Below are 18,612 nucleotides of genomic sequence, written 5' to 3' on the forward strand. Positions count from 1 at the left end.
TTCTAACTATTTAGGTATTGGAGCTTTAAAATGAGTAAAAATAACGGTCGGCAGTTTATTAATGGTCAACGTGTTGCTGCAAATGCGCCAGCTCTAGAAAGTATAGCTGCAAAAGACTATGAGCCAACAGGTTATGTATTTAGTCAGGCGACCCTTGAAGAAGTGGATCAAGCTGCTCAAGCTGCACATAACGCTTTTTTAGTTTATAGCCAAACTTCTCAAGAGCAACGTGCCTCTTTTCTAGAAGAGATTGCTCGCCAAATTGAAGCATTAGGTGCGAACCTGCAAGAAGTCGCTTCACTTGAAACAGGCTTACCACTTGCTCGTCTTCAAGGAGAAACAGGCCGTGTTACTGGTCAGCTTCGACTGTTTGCTGAACTTTTACGCCGTGGCGATTTTTATGGTGCTCGTATTGATGTGGCATTACCAGAACGTAAGCCTTTGCCGCGTGTCGATTTGCGTCAATATAAAGTTGGGGTAGGACCGGTTGCTGTGTTTGGCGCGAGTAATTTCCCACTTGCATTTTCAACTGCAGGCGGTGATACCGTAGCTGCTTTAGCAGCAGGGTGTCCGGTTGTCTTTAAAGCACACTCTGGCCATATGGCGACTGCTGAGCTTGTTGCAGAAGCCATTGAAAAAGCAATTGAAGTTTGCGGTATGCCTAAAGGCACATTCAATATGATTTTTGGTGGCCGTATTGGTGCAAACTTGGTAGAACATCCACTGATTCAGGCAGCTGGTTTTACGGGTTCTCTTGAAGGCGGAATGGCACTTTATAACCTTGCGCAGAGCCGTCCTCAGCCAATTCCATTCTTTGCTGAAATGTCGAGTGTGAACCCTGTAGTGGTTTTATCTCAAGCGCTGAGTTCTCGTGGTGAACAAATTGCTCAGGATACGGTTGCCTCATTTAATATGGGATGTGGCCAGTTCTGTACAAAACCGGGGTTAATTTTAGGTGTAGAAGGACCTGAATTTGACAGTTTCGTAGCAGCTTTAGCTGAAAGTACGCAAAAAGCTGTGCCTCAGGTCATGCTGAATGAAGGTACTTTAAAAAGCTACCGACAAGGTATTGATGCTCTAAACAGTGAAGCTGGTTTTGAAGTAGTTGCGACAGGTCAAGAGGCCGAGTTAGTTTCTCAAGCAAAAGCACATCTGTTTAAAGCGGACCAATCTGTTTTATTGTCAGGCAACCCAAAACTACAACATGAAGTTTTCGGGCCAATGTCGATTGTGATTGGCGTAGAGGATGAAGCGACTTTGTTAAAAGGGATCGAGGCTTTAGGTGGACAGCTCACGGCAACCATTATTGGTGATGAAAATGAGTTGTCCGAAGCAGGCGAACTTCTTCATTTGCTAACTGGTAAAGCTGGCCGTGTATTGTTTAACGGTTTCCCGACAGGAGTTGAAGTGTCTGACGCCATGGTGCATGGTGGCCCTTTCCCTGCAACCAGTGATGCACGCGGAACTTCGGTGGGTACGGGAGCGATTGAGCGTTTCTTGCGTCCGGTATGTTTCCAAAATACACCACAAGTTTTATTACCCGATGCATTAAAAGATAGTAATCCATTACAGATTACTCGTCTGGTTAATGGGCAATTAACTCAGGCCAAAATTTAAAAGTTATGCAGCTCAATCAACGCTATTGAGCTGCATATTTTTTAACTTATTCAACGAATTGTTAAATATTTAAATAAGCACAAATTGCTTACTTTTTAAATATGTGTGAGGGTTTGATAACAGAGATAAAATATTTTGATTTTAATAACTTAGAGGTATAAAAACCGAATATGACTATCGGCTAAGTTTATAGTAAAATGAATTTTATAATTTTTTTCAACATTTCATGAGTTCTTCAGATTATGTCTAGCGCAATTAAACCTAGATCAACAAAAAAACTAAGCCAGATTATTGTAGAACAACTGATCGAAAAAATTCAGTCTGGAGACTTCCAAGTCGGAGAGAAAATTCCGACCGAACTTGAATTAATTGAAACTTTTGAAGTAAGCCGTTCTGTTATTCGTGAAGCAATCACTGAGTTGCGTTCTTTAGGGTTTGTCGAGACTCGTCACGGGATTGGTACTTTTGTAAAAGAGCAGACGGTTGAACAGAATTTTTTGCTGTCTAATGCCAGTTTAGAAACCATTAACGATATTGTTTCTTTACTTGAGCTTCGGATTAGCCTTGAGTCTGAAGCTGTTTTTTTAGCCTCTGAGCGCCGTAAGCAAATCCACATCGATAAAATGAAAGCTGCGCTTGAAGACTTTGAACGTCATATTTCATCAGATGCAAATGATGGCACAGTAAAAGCTGATTATGATTTCCATATTGCCATTGCTGAAGCTTCTGAAAACCAATATTTCGTTGATTTTCTAAAGTATCTTGGCGAAAAAATTATTCCGCGTGCACGTGTTAAATCTATTGAGCAAAGTCCTGAAAACCGCGAAGAATATTTAAAAGCGGTTCATCATGATCATGTCAATATTTATAACGCAATTGTTGATCAGGATGGTTTGTTGGCTCGACAAATGATGCGAGCTCATTTGTCTAAAAGTATTAAAAAGTTTAAGCAGTAAAACTTGAGCTAAGATTAAGATAAAAAAGAGAGCTTATTTAAGCTCTCTTTTAATTTTATAGGATGTTATTTACAGCTAAAGTTTTCAGCTTTTTCGCTATCACCTTGACCATTGTAACGGGCAATCAGTGGGTAAGGACAAAGTGGACGGGTACGGTCTGGTGCCCAGTCTTGTGGAAGTTCAGTATTCACTTGAGCACTTGGGTTACCAGCTCCGCGTGCGGTCGCAATGATTTTGTCAGGGACTTGCCCATATTCCACCCAGTTGACTAAAGCAGTCAGCGCATCAAATTGGTCAGTCGCAATACCATCACGGGTATGGTTCATGCCCGGAACTCTAAAGAAACGTGCAAATTCAGGTGCTGTACCTTTTGCATCATTTTTATAGTGTTGTAGCAGTTGATCGTACCAATTTTGAGTGTCATCTACAGAGAAAACGCCATCTGCTGTGCCTTGTACCACAATCATTTTTCCACCGTGATTACGGAGTTTATCTAGATTAAGTTCATCAGGTGGCATCATGAAAGACATCGAACTTTCAGTATAAACATCATTGGTTGCCGAGAGTTTTGGATAGTCGGTATCGAAGTTAAAATTAAAGGCAAATTGTCTAGAATTTTGAGTCACAGTTGGGTCTGGTGGAACCTGAAAAAGAATGCCGACAGCAACTGGGTCACGTGCTGTTCCCACCGAAGATTCAAATTTCCAGCTTGCCCAGTTACTGCCGACTAAACCGGGGTCGAAAGGCTGGGTTGCATAGAGGGCTTGTCCAGCCGAATTTACAGGACCACGGTAAATATTGGCTAATACATCAATTTGTTCGGTACTTAAACAAGTACCATCTCTTGTACTTGAGCAAATGGGTACATCTTTGTGAATATCAAAAGCTGTACGACAAGATTCGACATCTTGAACCAAGCCATCTGCAACACCGTCTAAAGCATCACATCGATCTAAAATCGCTTTTGCTAAAACTTTACGCTCTGAAAGAGTAAGAGCGGTACTTAGGTCATTTTCATCTGTTGCGACACGACGAAGCTGCTGCGCTGTATAGAGTTGAGCCGCGGCTGCACGAGGTAGGTGAAAACCTGGTGTGCTTGCCAAAATGCCATCATATTGGTCGCCCAAACGGGTTGCGGCAATCATGGCATGACGGCCGCCGTTCGATGTGCCGCCTGCATAGGAGCGGTCTGGCAATTTACCATATGCGGCTTTAATTAAGTTTTTTGCCATAGGCGTGAGTTTGGTAATTGCACCATAGCCGTAGTTGATTCTGGCTTGAGGGTCTAAACCAAACATTGGATTTTGTGAAGCGTTATGTCCGGCATCGGAGGAAATAACAGCAAAACCATCATGTAGAGCATTGGTCAGTGGACCACCGCTGCCAACCTGACCTGTTGCAGGAACTAAATTACCATCGGTTCCGCCATTACCTTGATAGAGGAAACGGCCGTTCCAGTCTATTGGTAAGCGCATTTCAAAACCAATTTGATAAGTTTGTCCATCGACAGGGCTTACCCGTTGGTCCATATAACCTTTGACCAAACAATGTGCGCCAATCGGTTTGTTGGCGACAGTCAATGTACCTGCTTCTTGAAGGGTAGCTGAGCTAATAACGGTATTGTTGTACTGAAATCCAAGTAAGTCTGAACAGCTTCCAGTTAGTTTTGCGCCTACAGCAGGAGATAACTGCGGTGGTTTGGTTGTTGAGGGAATCGTTGTGTCATCACTATCACTTCCACAGCCTGCCAAAGAACCAAGCATGGCAAGTACTAAAGCGGAGTGGGTCAAAATTCGTTTATTTTTGGTGTAATTCATTTATTCATATCCTTATTGAATGAATGGTCGCAATTAATCTAAAACCAGAAAATTAGCTGTGCTTCGTGCAATCATTTTGTTGTTTTGCCAAGCTTCACTTTCGAGATTCAGTACGGTTTTGCCTTGTTTAATGAATCGGCATTTTGTAATGACTTCACCCACAGCACAGGGCCTTAAAAAATCCATTGTTAAGTTGATGGTGGTAGCGGGTTTATGGTCATTGGCGAGAAATGCAAAAAGTCCCATCACATCGTCAAGCATGGCGCAGATCATGCCGCCTTCAACGGTGCCGCGTGGATTGGTAAAGCTTTCTAGGGCTATGTAATGGATAGTGAGTTCAGTGTTCTTATCATTCCAATAAATATTGTGTCCGCCCAAATGGTGGTGGATGGGCGGTAAGTGTTCTAAAGTTTTTTGATCCATAATGAAGGCTCCATCCTTTTTGTAAGTGTTATAAAAATTATTATTTCAAGGTGTAGGCATCATAAATAACTGCTTTACCCAAACGCATTGCACTACCTACTGCAACGGTCTGGTTAAGCCATGAGTATTTAGGTGAGCTGGTTTCAAACTGCATGGTAATTTTGAAATAGTAATTTTTCGGGTCGACATCTTTGCCTTGAGCAAGCTGTTTTAGTGTTTCTGCTGAGCCATGTCGGTAACCTTTGGTTTGAAGATAAATAAGCGCACCATCATCGGTTTCTAACAAATATCGCGTATCAATAATTGCCAATCCTTTACTGTCGACAATTTGCCAATCTGCGCCATTATTTAAAATGCGGCCCTTAAGTGATTTCCCTTCGAATGTCCCACCTGTAATGGGAATAATTCGGCGTTTACCTGCATCACTGGTCGTGCCTAATTCCCAAACAGGCGCATTTAAATCAACACTAAATTTTGCTAAAGGCTCAAGCTGAATGGGTGGTGGGCTATGTTGCGTTTCTGCATGAGTCAGGCCAATGAGACAAATTCCGCAGAGTAGCGTTACAACTTTCTTCATGATGAATTTCCCGAAATAAAAAGAGGTTCTATGTGTGACAGAACCTCTGGTTTTAATTATTTAAATTTCCATGTGTAGTCGATGTTGATACGGGTTTCGTTTACAGGTTTGATATTGGCTGTAGAGAGCATGTTGTTGTCATAAATGGCGTAGCGCGCGCGTAGCCCTAGATTTTTTAACCAGCCACTTTGAACGGTGTAGCCTAAATCAAAGTCTGTTTCGCGTTCTTTTAAATTGGTCCCACCTAAGTTGGGTGCATAAATATTGTGACCTGTGGTGTAACGGGTCATAAAACGTAAACCCGGTACATAATCTTTAAAGTCATATTCATAACGGAAGCTATAGGCTTTTTCTTTTGGGTTTAAAAACTCGCCCGGCCATGTGTCAATGAGAAGTCCAGTTTCACCTCCCGTCAAATACGGAAAAGCGGTGTCGCCGTGATGTTGGAAGGTGCCAAAAATAAATTTATGGTTTTGATGTTTGAGTTCGAAATGCGCATGATAAAGATCATTATCGACTAAACCTGCTTTTGCTTGTCCGTCATCTCGGCTGCGGTAGTAACGTAATTGCGAACTAAAGTTGGTGGTGTCGTTAATTTTAAATTGGTGTAAAGCACCGACCATGGTTTGGTTATAAAGATCATCAACATCCATATAAAAAGCGGTGAGTTTGAGTGCAGGATTAAACTGATAGTTTCCACCTAAATAATAAAGCCCATCAGTTTCGGCACTTTTAAATCGTCCATTCACCCCAGAAATTTTAATTTTTTCATAGTTGGTTGAATCCCGATGATTCACTTTATCGAGGTAGGCTGCCTGTAAATCAAAATCTTTAATATCTTTACTGGTCAGTGAAATTCCTCGATAAGTTTGAGGAAGTAAACGCGCGGGTGAAGCCACTAAAACAGGGTTCATTGGCATGAGCGTACCAATGCGTAGCTCGGTTTGGCTCATTTTTGCTTTTGCTGTGACCCCAATTTCGCCATAAGAGTCAGCAGGTTCATTGGTGCGCGTGTCTCTAGGTAAGTTACCTGTACCTCCATGCTCTGCATCGGCATCAAGTTTGAAACCCGCCGTTGCAAGCACATCCAGCCCAAAACCGACAGTCCCTTCGGTATAACCTGAATTGGCTTTAAGAATAAACCCCTGTGTCCAGTCCTTGGCAGCAGGGTAAGCGGATTGCTCTTGGTAGTCGCGGTCAAAATAGAAATTTCGTGTGGTGAGTTCTACTGAACTGTTGTCAATAAAACTGCCAGCCCACACTGAACCTGAGAGCATAAGGGTAGAGTACATCCATAATTTCGACATAGCATTTCTTCCTGAAATATCATTTTTTATTTTCAACAAGGCATAGTTGTTGTGTCTGCCTTGTTTGGTTTTTAAATCGAATTATTTTCCGAGCAGTTCTCGGGCCACGATTTCTTTCATAATTTCATTAGTTCCCCCATAAATTTTTTGTACCCGCGCATCCACAAAAAAGCGTGAAATCGGGTATTCCTGCATGTAACCATAGCCACCAAAAAGCTGAAGTAATTGGTCAATCACTTCACATTGAGTGTCGGTAATAAAGCACTTCAATGCGGCAACTTGAGCGACGCTTAACTGGTGTTGTTGATATAGCGCTGCACATTGATCTACAAAGGCTTGTGCGGCTTTTGCTTTGATTTGCGCGTTTGCGAGTACAAATCGCGTGTTTTGCATTTGGCTTAAAGGTTGTCCGAAAGCTTTACGCTCTAATACATAGTCTTTGGTCAGTTCGATGGCGCCTAAAATTGACCCCAAAGCCATCATGGAAATACTCAAACGTTCGCGAGGTAACTCTTGCATTAAATAGGCAAAGCCTTGTCCTTCTTCACCTAAACGCTGAGTTGCAGGTACACAGACATCATCAAAAAACAGTTCGGCTGTATCTTGGGCATGCAGCCCGATTTTTTGTAAAGAGCGGCCTTTTTTAACGCCGTCTAAAGCGGCATCGACTAGTAAAATCGAAATACCTTTTGCTTTAGCTTGTGGATCGGTTTTCGCCACTAGAACGATCAGGTCGGCGTGCAAACCATTTGAAATAAACGTTTTTGAACCATTCACACGATAGTGGTCATTTTCTAAAATGGCTTGAGTGCGTATGGCTTGTAAGTCTGAACCAGCATTTGCTTCGGTCATGGCAATTGCAGTGACGACTTCACCTGTCACCATTTTCGGTAACCAATAGCGTTTTTGCTCTTCAGTTCCGATATTTTGCAGGTAAGGAGAAACCAATTCATTTTGCCCGCCAATGGCGACAGCTAAAGATGCAAAGCCAGCTTGAGCAGTTTCTTGAACCAACATGAGTGAGTAGTGCACAGGAGCGCCATAGCCGCCATATTCCTCAGGCACATCAACACACAAAAAACCATTTTCTCCAAGACGAAGCCATAGATCACGTGGAATAAGGCCATCGTGTTCCCATTGTTCATAATACGGAGCAACCTGTTCTTTTAAGAACCTGCGATAGCTATCCCGAAATAGTTCAAATTCTGTATCGTGTGGCATGTTGAACCTTTTTTAGGCAAAAGTGAGGCTGTAGCTCAAACCGAAATTTGAGCTTCCTTTTCTATTTCAATTGCTTATTGTTTTAAGGTGGGCACCCGAATAATCAGCGGGTTATCAGTCTGCTTTTGATAAAGCTCATCAATTAAAGCGGCACGACGCTTGGTAATACTGCTTTGATTGAGATTGCCTTTGTCGGTCACTTCACCTGCATCGAGTTGAGGTGGCTCGGTCATTAAATAAAGCATTGAGACTGTATTTGAGCTGCCAGTCGCATCTTTATTAAAGGTCGTTAAAAATTGACGGAACCATTGCTGGACTTTAGGATGCTGTAGTATCTCTGTTGCAGAATGTTCACCAAGCTTAAGACCTGCATATTGAGCACACGCTTCTAATTTTGGAAAAATCAGAAAACCCACAGCATTCAGGTTTGAACCTGTAATACAAACATCTTGAACCAGTAAATTACCTTGAATGAGTACTTTGTTGCGTAGTGTGCCCACATTCACAAAAGTGCCTGTATTGAGTTTAAAGTCTTCAGCAATTCGTCCGTCGTACATCAGGCCTTTAGTTGGATCATTCACATCGACCAAACGAACAGCATCGCCCGTATGGAAAAAGCCTTCATCATCAAACACAGTGCTTTGTTGGTCTGCCTTTAAACGCCAATAACCTTTCATGACATGTTTGCCACGAACACAAAACTCTAGTTTGTCACCACATGGCACTAGCTTAATTTCGCATCCCGGAGCAGGGTAGCCAATAAAGCCAGCCATTACGCGTGGGCCAGTTGTAAAAGCGCAAGATGGTGCTGTTTCAGTCATGCCCAATCCGCTCATGATACGAATTTTTTCTCCGCAATGTTGCTGAGCAATTTTATCGAGTCTGTTCCAGCCCGCTTCTGAAAGCGCTGCACCTGCAAAGAATAAAATTTTAACTTTGGCAAAAAAGCGGTCTCTTAATTCTTCATCTTTTTCTAAGGCTTCGGTGAGTTCTTCCCAACCTTTTGGCACATTTAAATAAACGGTTGGAGAGATTTCTTTGAGATTACGAATGGTTTCGTCAAATTTTCCTGCAACGGGTTTGCCATCATCAATGTAAATCGTACCGCCGTTATAGAGTGCGATGCCGACATTATGACTGCCGCCAAATGTGTGGTGCCAAGATAGCCAGTCGAGTAGGACAGGCGGCGTTTCTTCAAACTCAGGGAAAGTTTGTAATAACATTTGCTGATTAACACACAACATTAAATGCGTGGTCGGCACAGCTTTAGGCAATTTGGTTGAACCTGATGTAAATAAGAATTTGGCAATCTGGTTTTCATCAAGAGTTTGGTAAAATTCTTGAACATTTGAAACTGGTGTATCTAACAGCGACTGAAATGATGTGCAAATCTGATCGCCTACAATTCCTTTATTGGTCACCACTTCAATGTCAGGTGTAATACATGCCTGAATCGCTTTGGCAAAAGCTTGTCCATCGCTGGCATAGACCATACCAGGTGTAAGCACTTCAAACACATGTTTGAGTTTGCCAAAGTCTTGAGAAATCAGAGAGTAGGCTGGTGAAATTGCTGAAAAAGGTACACCCGCCAACATGGCAGCCATAGACAGTGTTAAATGTTCGAGATCATTACCACTTAAAATGACCAGAGGTCTTTCTTGGCTCAAATTACGTTCATGTAAGGCTTGAGCAATGTGCCATGCACGTTGTAAAACTTCTGCATAACTCAGTTTGACCCATTCACCTTGAGCATTGCGTTTTGCTGCAAAAATATGGTCTGGTTTAGTTTGTGCAAAATGAATTAAACGATCTGTCAGTTTTTGTGGATACGGTTTTAATTGCTCTTTTGGGCTGATATAGAGCGTGTCATCTTTATAGTGATAATGAATATCATGTTGCCCTAATTTTACGAACCGTTCGCGGTCTTGTGATTGAGTGGCATTCATTTGCATTTCTTTCACTCCATGGAAAGCGCATCACTGCGCTTTATTTTTTTGCATCATGCAATTTTTATTTAATATGTTGTTATCCGCATTAGCCTGACTAAATCGGGTAATGACGTGATTGGGTTTGAATGGTAATCCAGCGTAGTTCGGTAAATTCGGCAACAGAGACTTTACTACCAAAACGTCCGTAACCACTCGATTTTGTTCCGCCAAATGGCATTTGAGCTTCGTCATGTACGGTTGCGCCGTTAATGTGACAAATACCCGAATCAATCTGTTGAGCGACTTCTAATGCCTGTGAAATATTTTGACTAAACACTGCCGAAGAAAGGCCGAACTCGCTGTCATTTGCCAGTACTACGCCTTCTTCAATGCTTGAAAAACGTTGAACTGTGCATACAGGTCCAAATGATTCTTCGCGGTAAAGCAGCATGTCAGGTTTAATATTGAGCACCAGTGTCGGTTGCATGGTGGTGTCTTCAATATGAATGCCTAAAGGTAAGTCAGCACCTTTGTTTTGAGCATCTTCCAGCAAATGCTGAATACGGTTTGCAGCGCGACGACTTTCTAAAACACCGAGCACATTGTCTTTTGAAGTTGGATTACCTGCCCGAATAGCGCGGGTTTTTTCAATCAGTTTTTCAATAAATTGGTCGGCAATATTGTCTTGAACCAAAACACGTTCGGTCGACATACAGATTTGACCCTGATTAAAGAACGCTCCAAAAGCGACTGCATTTACGGCTTCATTAATGTCAGCTTCATTTAAAACCACAACAGGGGCTTTACCACCGAGTTCGAGTAAAACAGGTTTTAAATATTTAGCAGCAGTCTCGGCAATAATTTTCCCGACTTTGGTTGAACCCGTAAAATTAATGCGCTTCACAGCTGGATGAGAGACTAAACGCTCTACGATTTGTGGTGCATCTTCGGCGGCATGCGTAATCACATTGACCACACCTTCACCCAGACCTGCTTCATGTAACACTTCACCAATGAGACGATGTGTTGCTGGGCAGGCTTCCGATGCTTTTAACACAACCGTGTTGCCACAAGCCAAAGGCATAGCAAGTGCACGTGTTGCCAAAATGACAGGCGCATTCCAAGGTGCAATTCCTACAATCACACCACAAGGAACTCGCGCACCCATCGCAAGATTGCCCGGCACATCTGATGGAATCAGACTTCCGTCAATTTGTGTGGTCATGGCTGCGGCTTCACGTAACATGTTGGCAGCAAGATGAACGTTAAACCCATACCATGTTGCAGTTGAACCTGTTTCTTGCATTCCAGTTTCAATGAATTGCTCGGTTTTTTGGTCCATTAAATCGGCTGCTTTTAATAAGCGTAAGCGACGTTCGGTAGGCGAGAGTTTCGACCATACTTTAAAAGCTTGTTGTGCCGATTCGATTGCACGGTCAACATCTTCCAGTGTTGCGGCAGCAGCTTTACTGGCTACTGATCCATCAATTGGGCTAATACGCTCAAAAGTTGCCTGATTTGATGCATCAACAGATCGACCGTGAATAAGTAACTGTACATTTTGCATGGGTTGCGTCCTTACATTGCCATTAAAGTATCAAAAGTTAACCAGTACGTTTATAACTCTGTAAACCCGGTTTAATTGATTTTTCATCTAAAAATTGTTTCAAACCTTCTTGGCGGCCATTTTCAGTATCTCGGTGGATACATTGATCAAGTTTGGCATATAAGTAGTCTTCGTTTTGGTCCCATGTCAGTTCGCGGCAACGCTTAAAGCCATTTTTAGCGGTACGAAGAACCACAGGGTTTTTCTCAAGTAAGCAATTTGCAAGTTCAGTCACTTCTGCTTTTAATTGGGCAAGCGGTACGCTTTTGTTCACAAGGCCCATGGTTTCAGCTTCTTTACCGCTAAAGGTTTTACCCGTCATGATGTAGTACAAAGATGCACGGTGACCTACGGTATCTGCCATTGCTTTGCTTACAAGGTTACCCGGTGGGATTCCCCAGTTAATTTCAGATAAACCGAAAGTTGCTTCATCTGCTGCAATTGCTAGGTCACAAGCCACTAAAGGTGAGAAACCGCCTCCAAAGCACCAGCCGTTGACCATAGCAATGGTTGGTTTTGAATACATACGAAGAAGTTGCCACTGCCAGCGACATGAGTCGCGGCGAATACGTTCTTGGAAAATTTCAGGCTGAGTGTCGACTTCACGGAAATATTCCTTCAAATCCATACCCGCTGTCCAAGAGTCACCAGCACCCGTCAAAACTAAAACACGTGCATCTTGATCAAGCTCAAGAGTTTCGAGCACATCAATCATTTCACGATTGAGTGTTGGGCTCATGGCATTTTTCTTTTCTGGGCGGTTTAGTGTTACCCATGCAATTCCATCTTCAACTTTGACATCTACTGTTTCCCAGCGGTTTTCATAACTCATCTTCATACTCCTTGAATGATTTTTAGCTGTTCTGGGATTTAATCTAATATCAGTTAAACTTACATTCAAGTCTTTTTTATAAAATTTCATAAATATTTTTTAATTCATTGTATTTTAATTATTAATTATTATTTAAATTAATTTAATATAAAAATATGTTGATTTTTTAGTAAGTTTAACTGATATTCTTGGTGTGTTTAAGCAATAATACACAAAGGGCTAAATGGAACGACTAGTCAATAAAGGACAACACAATGGAAAAAATATCAGGACAGCCTTCAAGGGCAAAAATCACGTTGCTACTGTGCTTTGCCATAGCAATTTTTGAAGGGTTTGATCTTCAATCAATGGGGGTAGCCGCTCCACGAATGCGGGCTGAGTTTATGTTAGACAATGCCCAGATGGCGTGGGCATTTAGTGCTGCAATTTTAGGGACGTTACCAGGTGCGATATTAGGCGGTCGGTTTGCCGATATCGTCGGGCGTAAGAAAATTCTAATTTTTAGTATTTTACTTTTTGGAATTATGTCTTTGCTAACCGCCTATGCTGCTAACTTCAGTTTGCTATTACTCATTCGTTTTTGTACAGGTTTAGGAATGGGAGGGGCATTACCAATGATGATTACGCTTGCCTCTGAAGCTGTACCTGACCAGCACAAAGGGACCGCAGTGAGCATTATGTATAGTGGCATTCCTTTTGGTGGATTACTCACTTCTGTTGTCGCTATGTCGTTGGCAGGCGATGCAGAGTGGCGTCATATTTTCTATATTGGTGGGATTGCTCCTATTTTACTAATCCCACTTATTATGCGCTTTTTACCTGAGTCAAATGACTATCTGCAACGTAAAGTTCAAGCGCAAAAAACGACGCCATTTTTGGAAGTTTTATTTGCGAAAGAGCGTCGTATGTCGACGATTCAGCTTTGGGTCAGTTTTTTCTGCACATTAGTCGTGTTGTACTTCTTATTGAACTGGTTGCCGTTACTGATGGGTGCACAAGGCCTATCAAAACTACAAGCAAACTATGTACAGATGGGCTACAACGTTGGCGGAATTTTAGGTTCAATCCTCATGGGTGTATTGCTTGATAAATTACGCATGAGTTTTGTGATTAAGCTGATTTATCTCGGCATTTTATTTTCGCTTTGCTGTTTAGCAATATCTCCAACCGTGGCTTTACTTGCACTTTCGGCAGTGGGTTGTGGCTTATTCATTGTGGGGGGACAATCGGCGTTGTATGGTCTGGCAGCCATGTATTATCCAACTGAAATGCGTGGAACAGGAGTCGGTGCAGCAGTTGCAATCGGGCGTATAGGTTCTTTTGCTGGGCCTTTAATGGCTGGTTTTTTACTCTCGCTTGGACAAAGCTCGACCATCGTGATTGGTTCAAGCATTCCAGTGATTTTAATTGCAGCGATCTCTGCATTACTTCTTGTCAAAAAACCTAAACAGCCTGTACATTTAGTACAAAGCTCAGGTGCTCGCTAAGTTTTAACGAAAGTATGGGGTTAGAGCCTCATACTTTCACTACAGATTTTCTTATGATGAATGAAAGGTTATGGTACGTTCGAATTTAGTTCCAAAAAAAGTAGAAGATGAGCCTAAGTTAAGTTATATGATTGCTCGTGTTGACCGAATTATTAGTAAACATTTAACAGAACATTTAAAAGAGCTTGAAATTACCTTGCCGCAATTTACTGCACTTTCTGTTTTAGCTTCAAAAAGTAATTTATCCAATGCCAAGCTTGCTGAGCGCTCTTTTATAAAGCCGCAATCTGCCAACAAAATTTTGCAAGATTTACTGGTGAATGGCTGGATTGAGAAAAAACCTGACCCAACACATGGCCGCCGTATTTTAATTACACTGACAGACAGTGGTATTGATAAGCTAAATAAATGTAATGAAGTGGTTTTGAAAGTTGAAGAAAAAATGCTTGAGGGCATTGATATTAACTTGGCTTATTTAATTCGTAATAATCTCGATATTATGGTCAATAATCTTAAAAATCTTTAATTGAATGTGGTTTGTAAATTAATTTTTTAAAATCTACAGAAATGCTTAAGCACTGATTCAAACAGAAAATTGATTTCATTTTGCAAATGAACTTGCTAGCATCGAAGTGACGTTTTTGATGATGTGTGGCAACGAATGTCTTCAGGACAACAAGTTTTACTAAAACTAAGAAAAATGATTATTTCAGGGGAACTTGAAGGCGGTGCCAGAATTGCCGAGATTCCTACTGCCGAGTTACTTGGCGTTTCACGCCAGCCGGTTCGTATTGCCTTTAGGTTGCTCGAGCAAGAAGGCCTCCTCATTAAAAACCCAACTCGTGGTTACACGGTTCGTGAAATTTCAGAACAACTCGTTCATGATGCGCTCGAAGTGCGAGGCGTACTCGAAGGGTTGGCTGCAAAAACTTTGGCAGAACAAGGCTTAAGCGAAGAGCAGAAAAAGACGCTGCAGCATTGTATTCAAGAAACTGAAAAACTATTTAATGAAACAGACGAGTTTGGTGATGCTGAATTAGAACGTTATCACCATTTCAACGTCATTTTTCATGACACGATTATTGAAGGTGCGCAAAACGTTGCACTCATCCAAGCCTTAGCGAAAAACAATCAATTGCCGATGGCGTCTGCCCAAGCCATTACCTATGACCAGAATCAAGCTTTGTCTGAATATCGTCGTTTGCACTATGCACATTTACAGCATTGTTCGATTTTCGATGCATTGGTACATCGTCAGGCAGGGCGTGCTGAAACCTTAATGCGTGAACACAGTAGTGTGGTGATTTTGGGTGAAACGCTAAGAAATGTTCTCAGCGCCTAAGGTAAAATAAGTTCCTTTACTTCTGAATAAAGAAACTTGAGTATTAAAGCTCAATCACAAGATGTTTAGTTTTTGAACGAGAACAGCAGGGCGTAAATTGGTTATTTAGTGCATGTTCCTCATCTGTCATAAACATATCTCGATGATCTGGAGTGCCTTCTACAACGCGTGTAATACAGGTACCACAAATACCTTGTTCACAGGAAACAGGAATATCAAAACCATTTGCAATTAATGCTTCTGTTGCGGTTTGCTCTGGTAATACTTCAATTCGGCGGCCCGTACCTTTCACTTCAATCGTGAAAGCTTCATCGTTGGACGTATCTACCTTTTGAGCAACAAAATGCTCTTGATGTAACTGTTCGCTATGCCAACCTGCTTGTTCGGCCGAGCTCATGACAAATTGCATAAACCCTGTAGGTCCACATACATATAAGTGTTTATCAGGTGAAGATTGGCCCAAAGCCTCTGCCATATTACATTCGGTGTCTGGTTGGTCTTGAATGTGAAAATGAACTTGCTTACCAAAGTGCTCGGTTAAATTGCCATAGAAGGCAATCATTTCATGACTACGAACAAAGTAGTGCAATTCGAAAGGAATATTGGCCGACTTAAGCCAATACGCCATCGACAAAATAGGGGTAATACCAATCCCACCAGCAAATAAAACCGCCTGCTTTGTGTGAGGGTGAATCTCAAATAAATTACGCGGCTCACCAATTTTTAAATGATCGCCTTCACGATATTCGGTGTGGATGCAACGTGACCCACCGCGTGAATTGGCATCATGTAAAACACCAATCACATAACGATGCTTTTCAGTACAGCAGTTTGAAAGTGAATATTGACGGGTGAGGCCGTTTTTAAGATGCACATCAATATGTGCACCTGCTTCAAAATTCGGTAGCGCTGTGCCATTTGCCGAGACCAACTCAAAAGCACGAATAGTTGGGGTGAGCTGGTGAATTTTCTGAATAATAACGTCCATGTTCATGCTCCTTTAAATAATCCGAATATTTGGAAACTTCTGTGCGGACGTTTCAGGAGGCGTTTTATTTTCTTCGGCAAGTAGTCGCTCAATCACCTTACGGGACTGGACACCGCCTGCGTCGATGTTGAGCATCAGTAATTTGCGATGTGGGTTGTTTAAAATGTTTTGCTGCTGTTGCTCCAGCATTTCTAAATCTTCAGTAAAGATTTTGCCTTGGCCTTCACGAATTTGATCGGTGAGTTCAGCATTATCTGGCTGGAAGTTACGCGCCATTCCCCAGAAATACCAGTGTGAGGTTTCAGTTTCTGGTGTAATAAAATCAACCACAATTGAGGAAACTTTTTTGTCACTTGGTGCGTGATAACCACCATGTCCAGCATGTGCTACACCTACTTCAATATGCACATTGCTTGGCGCAAAGAAGTGACAACGTTGCCAACGGTCAACAGGTACATCATCTGCTAAATGATTGCCGCGAAGGGCCATTTGCCAAAATGGAGGTGCAATCACATTTTCCATGTAGCGTTCGGTAATGACATGATCACCATCAACTTTAGTGACTGGTAATGATTCATCAATTTCTTTTTGCCCAATACTGCTTGAGTGAACATAGGTCTCGTGGGTTAAATCCATCAGGTTGTCGACCATCAGGCGATAGTCACAGTGAATGTGAAACAGGCCTCCGCCATAGCTCCATTCAGGATGATCTGCCCATTCTAAAGTTGGCAGTTTTGCTTCATCTGCTAAAGCTTTCTCGCCTGGCCATACCCAAATAAAGCCGAATTTTTCGACAACTGCATATGCTTTGTTGCAAGGGAAACCATTTACACGTTGGGCTGGCATTGAAACAGTCTTTCCGTCACAGCCCATAACTAAGCCATGATATCCACAGACAAGGTTGCCATCTTCTACATAGCCAAGTGAAAGTGGGGCGCCGCGATGTGGGCAAAAATCTTCAACGGCTGCAACTTGGTTTTCTTTACCACGGTAAAAAACAATTTTTTCACCACAGATGGTGCGACCTAATGGTTTGTCTTGGATTTCTTCTGGACGGCAGGCAACATACCAAGCATTTTTAATAAACATTGTGACGACTCCTTATCACTTATTGGATCCAATTTATAATAAATAAAAATATTGGTCAATTGATAGGCAGTATATTTTTCAAAAATATTGATCTTTAGGTTAGGTTGTTTTGTAGATTTTTAATTGCTATTAAAGACTTTTGTATTTACTTTGAATTTTAGAGGCTAAATTTTTATTGATCCTAATTTGGATCCATAATGGCTGTGGTTAAGCCATTATGGAGAGTGAGAATTAGAAATTAACCGTGTAGTGCAGCATCATGCGCTGTTCATCCAGACTTTTGCCATGTTTGGTGTCGTAGTTAATATTTAAGAAAAGAAACTTAAGATTTTTAACCCAAGCATTTAGGTCGTACTGAATCAACACATCACTTTCTTGCTCAAAATCATTTTGATTCATTGTTTGAAATGAATCGCCATAAATATATTTATAGGTCACTTTTAGACCCTTGATGTAGTCTTTAAAGTCATACGAGGCAACGAAATGATACGACTTTTCGTCTGCTTTGGTAAACGCGCCTAAGGTCCAGTTCACCATATGGGGGATGGGCATATTGTCGAGTTTTGGAATACCATCTTTGCCAAAGTTTTCTTGGTAGCCAATTCCGGTTGTAAAGTTGCCATGTTTAATGAAATGTATAGCGCCTACGGATGTATTGTCATATTCTCCAAGTTTTGATTTGCCGACATCATCGTGGCGAAACACACGTAATTTTGTGGTGTGCTGCTTTGTCCATTGATAATCAAAAGCAAAGTAACTTTGATTGATGAGATCTGTTAAGTAACCATTATAAAATTTCCAATGATATCTAGGCGTTTTCCCATCCCACTGGAAAAAGTAAAGCCCATCAGATTCATGTTTTGAGATGGCAAGTTTGTGGTAGTCCTCCTCATTTTTTGGTGAATAACGGTTAATCAAACCCAGCTCGAAATTTTGTTGCGGCGTCTTATATTTTAATTCCAAACCTTTATAGTTTACGCGTAATTGATGTGTATCCACTTGTGGAGTAAGTGGTGAGTCGGGAGTGATTTCACCTATATTCATGCGAAAGTTTTGATATTCAACTCCAGCACCTAAGCCATATTTAACTTGGTCTTGTGCTTGTTTCTTGGTGTTAGGGTCAAAGGGTATAACCATATCATTGGTGTGTTGGTCGTTACTTAGGCGATAAGCATATTGAATGCTTGGATTGAGGTGTAGCTGAACATCATTAAGCTTGGTTGACCAGTCACCACCATAGATCACGCCTTGACTCAAGCTATGAGTATCGGGACTAGTATCATTTTCATATTGTCTGTCGAAGTTGAATGTTTTTAGTATGAGTGTATTTTGAAAATTAACATCTACTTCACTATGAGCTAAACAGCAGGCAAGGGTTGTCCCTGAGAAGAAAATCCCATAAATAAAAATATGCTTCATTTT

Annotated in this window: 16 protein-coding genes; 5 read left to right on the top strand and 11 right to left on the bottom strand. The window is 41.6% G+C overall.

What is annotated here, in order from left to right; genetic code table 11:
- Nucleotides 1–30 precede the first annotated feature (30 nt).
- Entirely contained in the window at nt 31–1,617 is a 1,587-nt protein-coding gene (locus ACO6UW_RS06145; protein WP_057063007.1) for an aldehyde dehydrogenase (NADP(+)), read from the top strand.
- A 242-nt stretch (nt 1,618–1,859) separates the two neighbouring features.
- On the top strand, nt 1,860–2,573 hold the full coding sequence (locus ACO6UW_RS06150; protein WP_000092887.1) for a FadR/GntR family transcriptional regulator: 714 nt from the start codon (nt 1,860–1,862) through the stop codon (nt 2,571–2,573).
- 65 nt (nt 2,574–2,638) lie between these two features.
- On the opposite strand, the gene ACO6UW_RS06155 is transcribed toward ACO6UW_RS06150, so the two are convergent.
- From ACO6UW_RS06155 to ACO6UW_RS06190, 8 genes are all read right to left on the bottom strand, one after another.
- The gene (locus ACO6UW_RS06155) at nt 2,639–4,390 is read right to left on the bottom strand and encodes a tannase/feruloyl esterase family alpha/beta hydrolase (protein ID WP_057063008.1); all 1,752 of its coding nucleotides are present in this window, start codon (nt 4,388–4,390) and stop codon (nt 2,639–2,641) included.
- Nucleotides 4,391–4,423: 33 nt separating this feature from the next.
- The gene (locus ACO6UW_RS06160; protein WP_057063009.1) at nt 4,424–4,813 is read right to left on the bottom strand and encodes a PaaI family thioesterase; all 390 of its coding nucleotides are present in this window, start codon (nt 4,811–4,813) and stop codon (nt 4,424–4,426) included.
- Nucleotides 4,814–4,853: 40 nt separating this feature from the next.
- On the bottom strand, nt 4,854–5,390 hold the full coding sequence (locus ACO6UW_RS06165; protein WP_057063010.1) for a DUF3237 domain-containing protein: 537 nt from the start codon (nt 5,388–5,390) through the stop codon (nt 4,854–4,856).
- 56 nt (nt 5,391–5,446) lie between these two features.
- On the bottom strand, nt 5,447–6,697 hold the full coding sequence (locus ACO6UW_RS06170) for an OprD family porin (protein WP_057063011.1): 1,251 nt from the start codon (nt 6,695–6,697) through the stop codon (nt 5,447–5,449).
- Between the two features lie 81 nt (nt 6,698–6,778).
- A complete protein-coding gene (locus tag ACO6UW_RS06175) occupies nt 6,779–7,918 on the bottom strand; it encodes an acyl-CoA dehydrogenase family protein (RefSeq protein WP_057063012.1) in 1,140 nt (379 codons plus the stop codon).
- A 74-nt stretch (nt 7,919–7,992) separates the two neighbouring features.
- A complete protein-coding gene (locus ACO6UW_RS06180) occupies nt 7,993–9,879 on the bottom strand; it encodes a feruloyl-CoA synthase (RefSeq protein WP_171252603.1) in 1,887 nt (628 codons plus the stop codon).
- 82 nt (nt 9,880–9,961) lie between these two features.
- On the bottom strand, nt 9,962–11,413 hold the full coding sequence (locus ACO6UW_RS06185; protein ID WP_057063014.1) for an aldehyde dehydrogenase: 1,452 nt from the start codon (nt 11,411–11,413) through the stop codon (nt 9,962–9,964).
- Nucleotides 11,414–11,450: 37 nt separating this feature from the next.
- Nucleotides 11,451–12,290, bottom strand: a complete 840-nt coding sequence (locus ACO6UW_RS06190) for a p-hydroxycinnamoyl CoA hydratase/lyase (RefSeq protein ID WP_169538806.1) — start codon at nt 12,288–12,290, stop codon at nt 11,451–11,453.
- A 248-nt stretch (nt 12,291–12,538) separates the two neighbouring features.
- Here ACO6UW_RS06190 and mhpT point away from each other — a divergent pair, with 248 nt between their 5' ends.
- The 3 genes from mhpT (at nt 12,539) to ACO6UW_RS06205 (ending at nt 15,113) form a co-directional block, all read left to right on the top strand.
- Nucleotides 12,539–13,771: a 3-(3-hydroxy-phenyl)propionate transporter MhpT gene (mhpT, locus tag ACO6UW_RS06195; protein ID WP_017386392.1), complete on the top strand. Its 1,233-nt coding sequence runs from the start codon at nt 12,539–12,541 to the stop codon at nt 13,769–13,771.
- A gap of 70 nt (nt 13,772–13,841) precedes the next feature.
- A complete protein-coding gene (locus ACO6UW_RS06200) occupies nt 13,842–14,297 on the top strand; it encodes a MarR family winged helix-turn-helix transcriptional regulator (protein ID WP_017386391.1) in 456 nt (151 codons plus the stop codon).
- A gap of 123 nt (nt 14,298–14,420) precedes the next feature.
- Nucleotides 14,421–15,113, top strand: a complete 693-nt coding sequence (locus tag ACO6UW_RS06205) for a GntR family transcriptional regulator (RefSeq protein WP_005802836.1) — start codon at nt 14,421–14,423, stop codon at nt 15,111–15,113.
- A 43-nt stretch (nt 15,114–15,156) separates the two neighbouring features.
- Here ACO6UW_RS06205 and ACO6UW_RS06210 read toward each other — a convergent pair whose 3' ends face one another.
- The 3 genes from ACO6UW_RS06210 to ACO6UW_RS06220 form a co-directional block, all read right to left on the bottom strand.
- Complete coding sequence (locus ACO6UW_RS06210; protein WP_057062423.1) at nt 15,157–16,101, bottom strand: PDR/VanB family oxidoreductase; 945 nt, start codon at nt 16,099–16,101, stop codon at nt 15,157–15,159.
- A gap of 12 nt (nt 16,102–16,113) precedes the next feature.
- A complete protein-coding gene (locus ACO6UW_RS06215; RefSeq protein ID WP_057062422.1) occupies nt 16,114–17,190 on the bottom strand; it encodes an aromatic ring-hydroxylating oxygenase subunit alpha in 1,077 nt (358 codons plus the stop codon).
- Nucleotides 17,191–17,421: 231 nt separating this feature from the next.
- Nucleotides 17,422–18,609 carry an OprD family outer membrane porin gene (locus ACO6UW_RS06220; protein ID WP_057062421.1) on the bottom strand — a complete coding sequence of 396 codons (1,188 nt, stop codon included), beginning with the start codon at nt 18,607–18,609 and terminating at the stop codon, nt 17,422–17,424.
- Nucleotides 18,610–18,612: the final 3 nt, after the last annotated feature.

Source organism: Acinetobacter sp. JADD-222 (assembly GCF_049310645.1).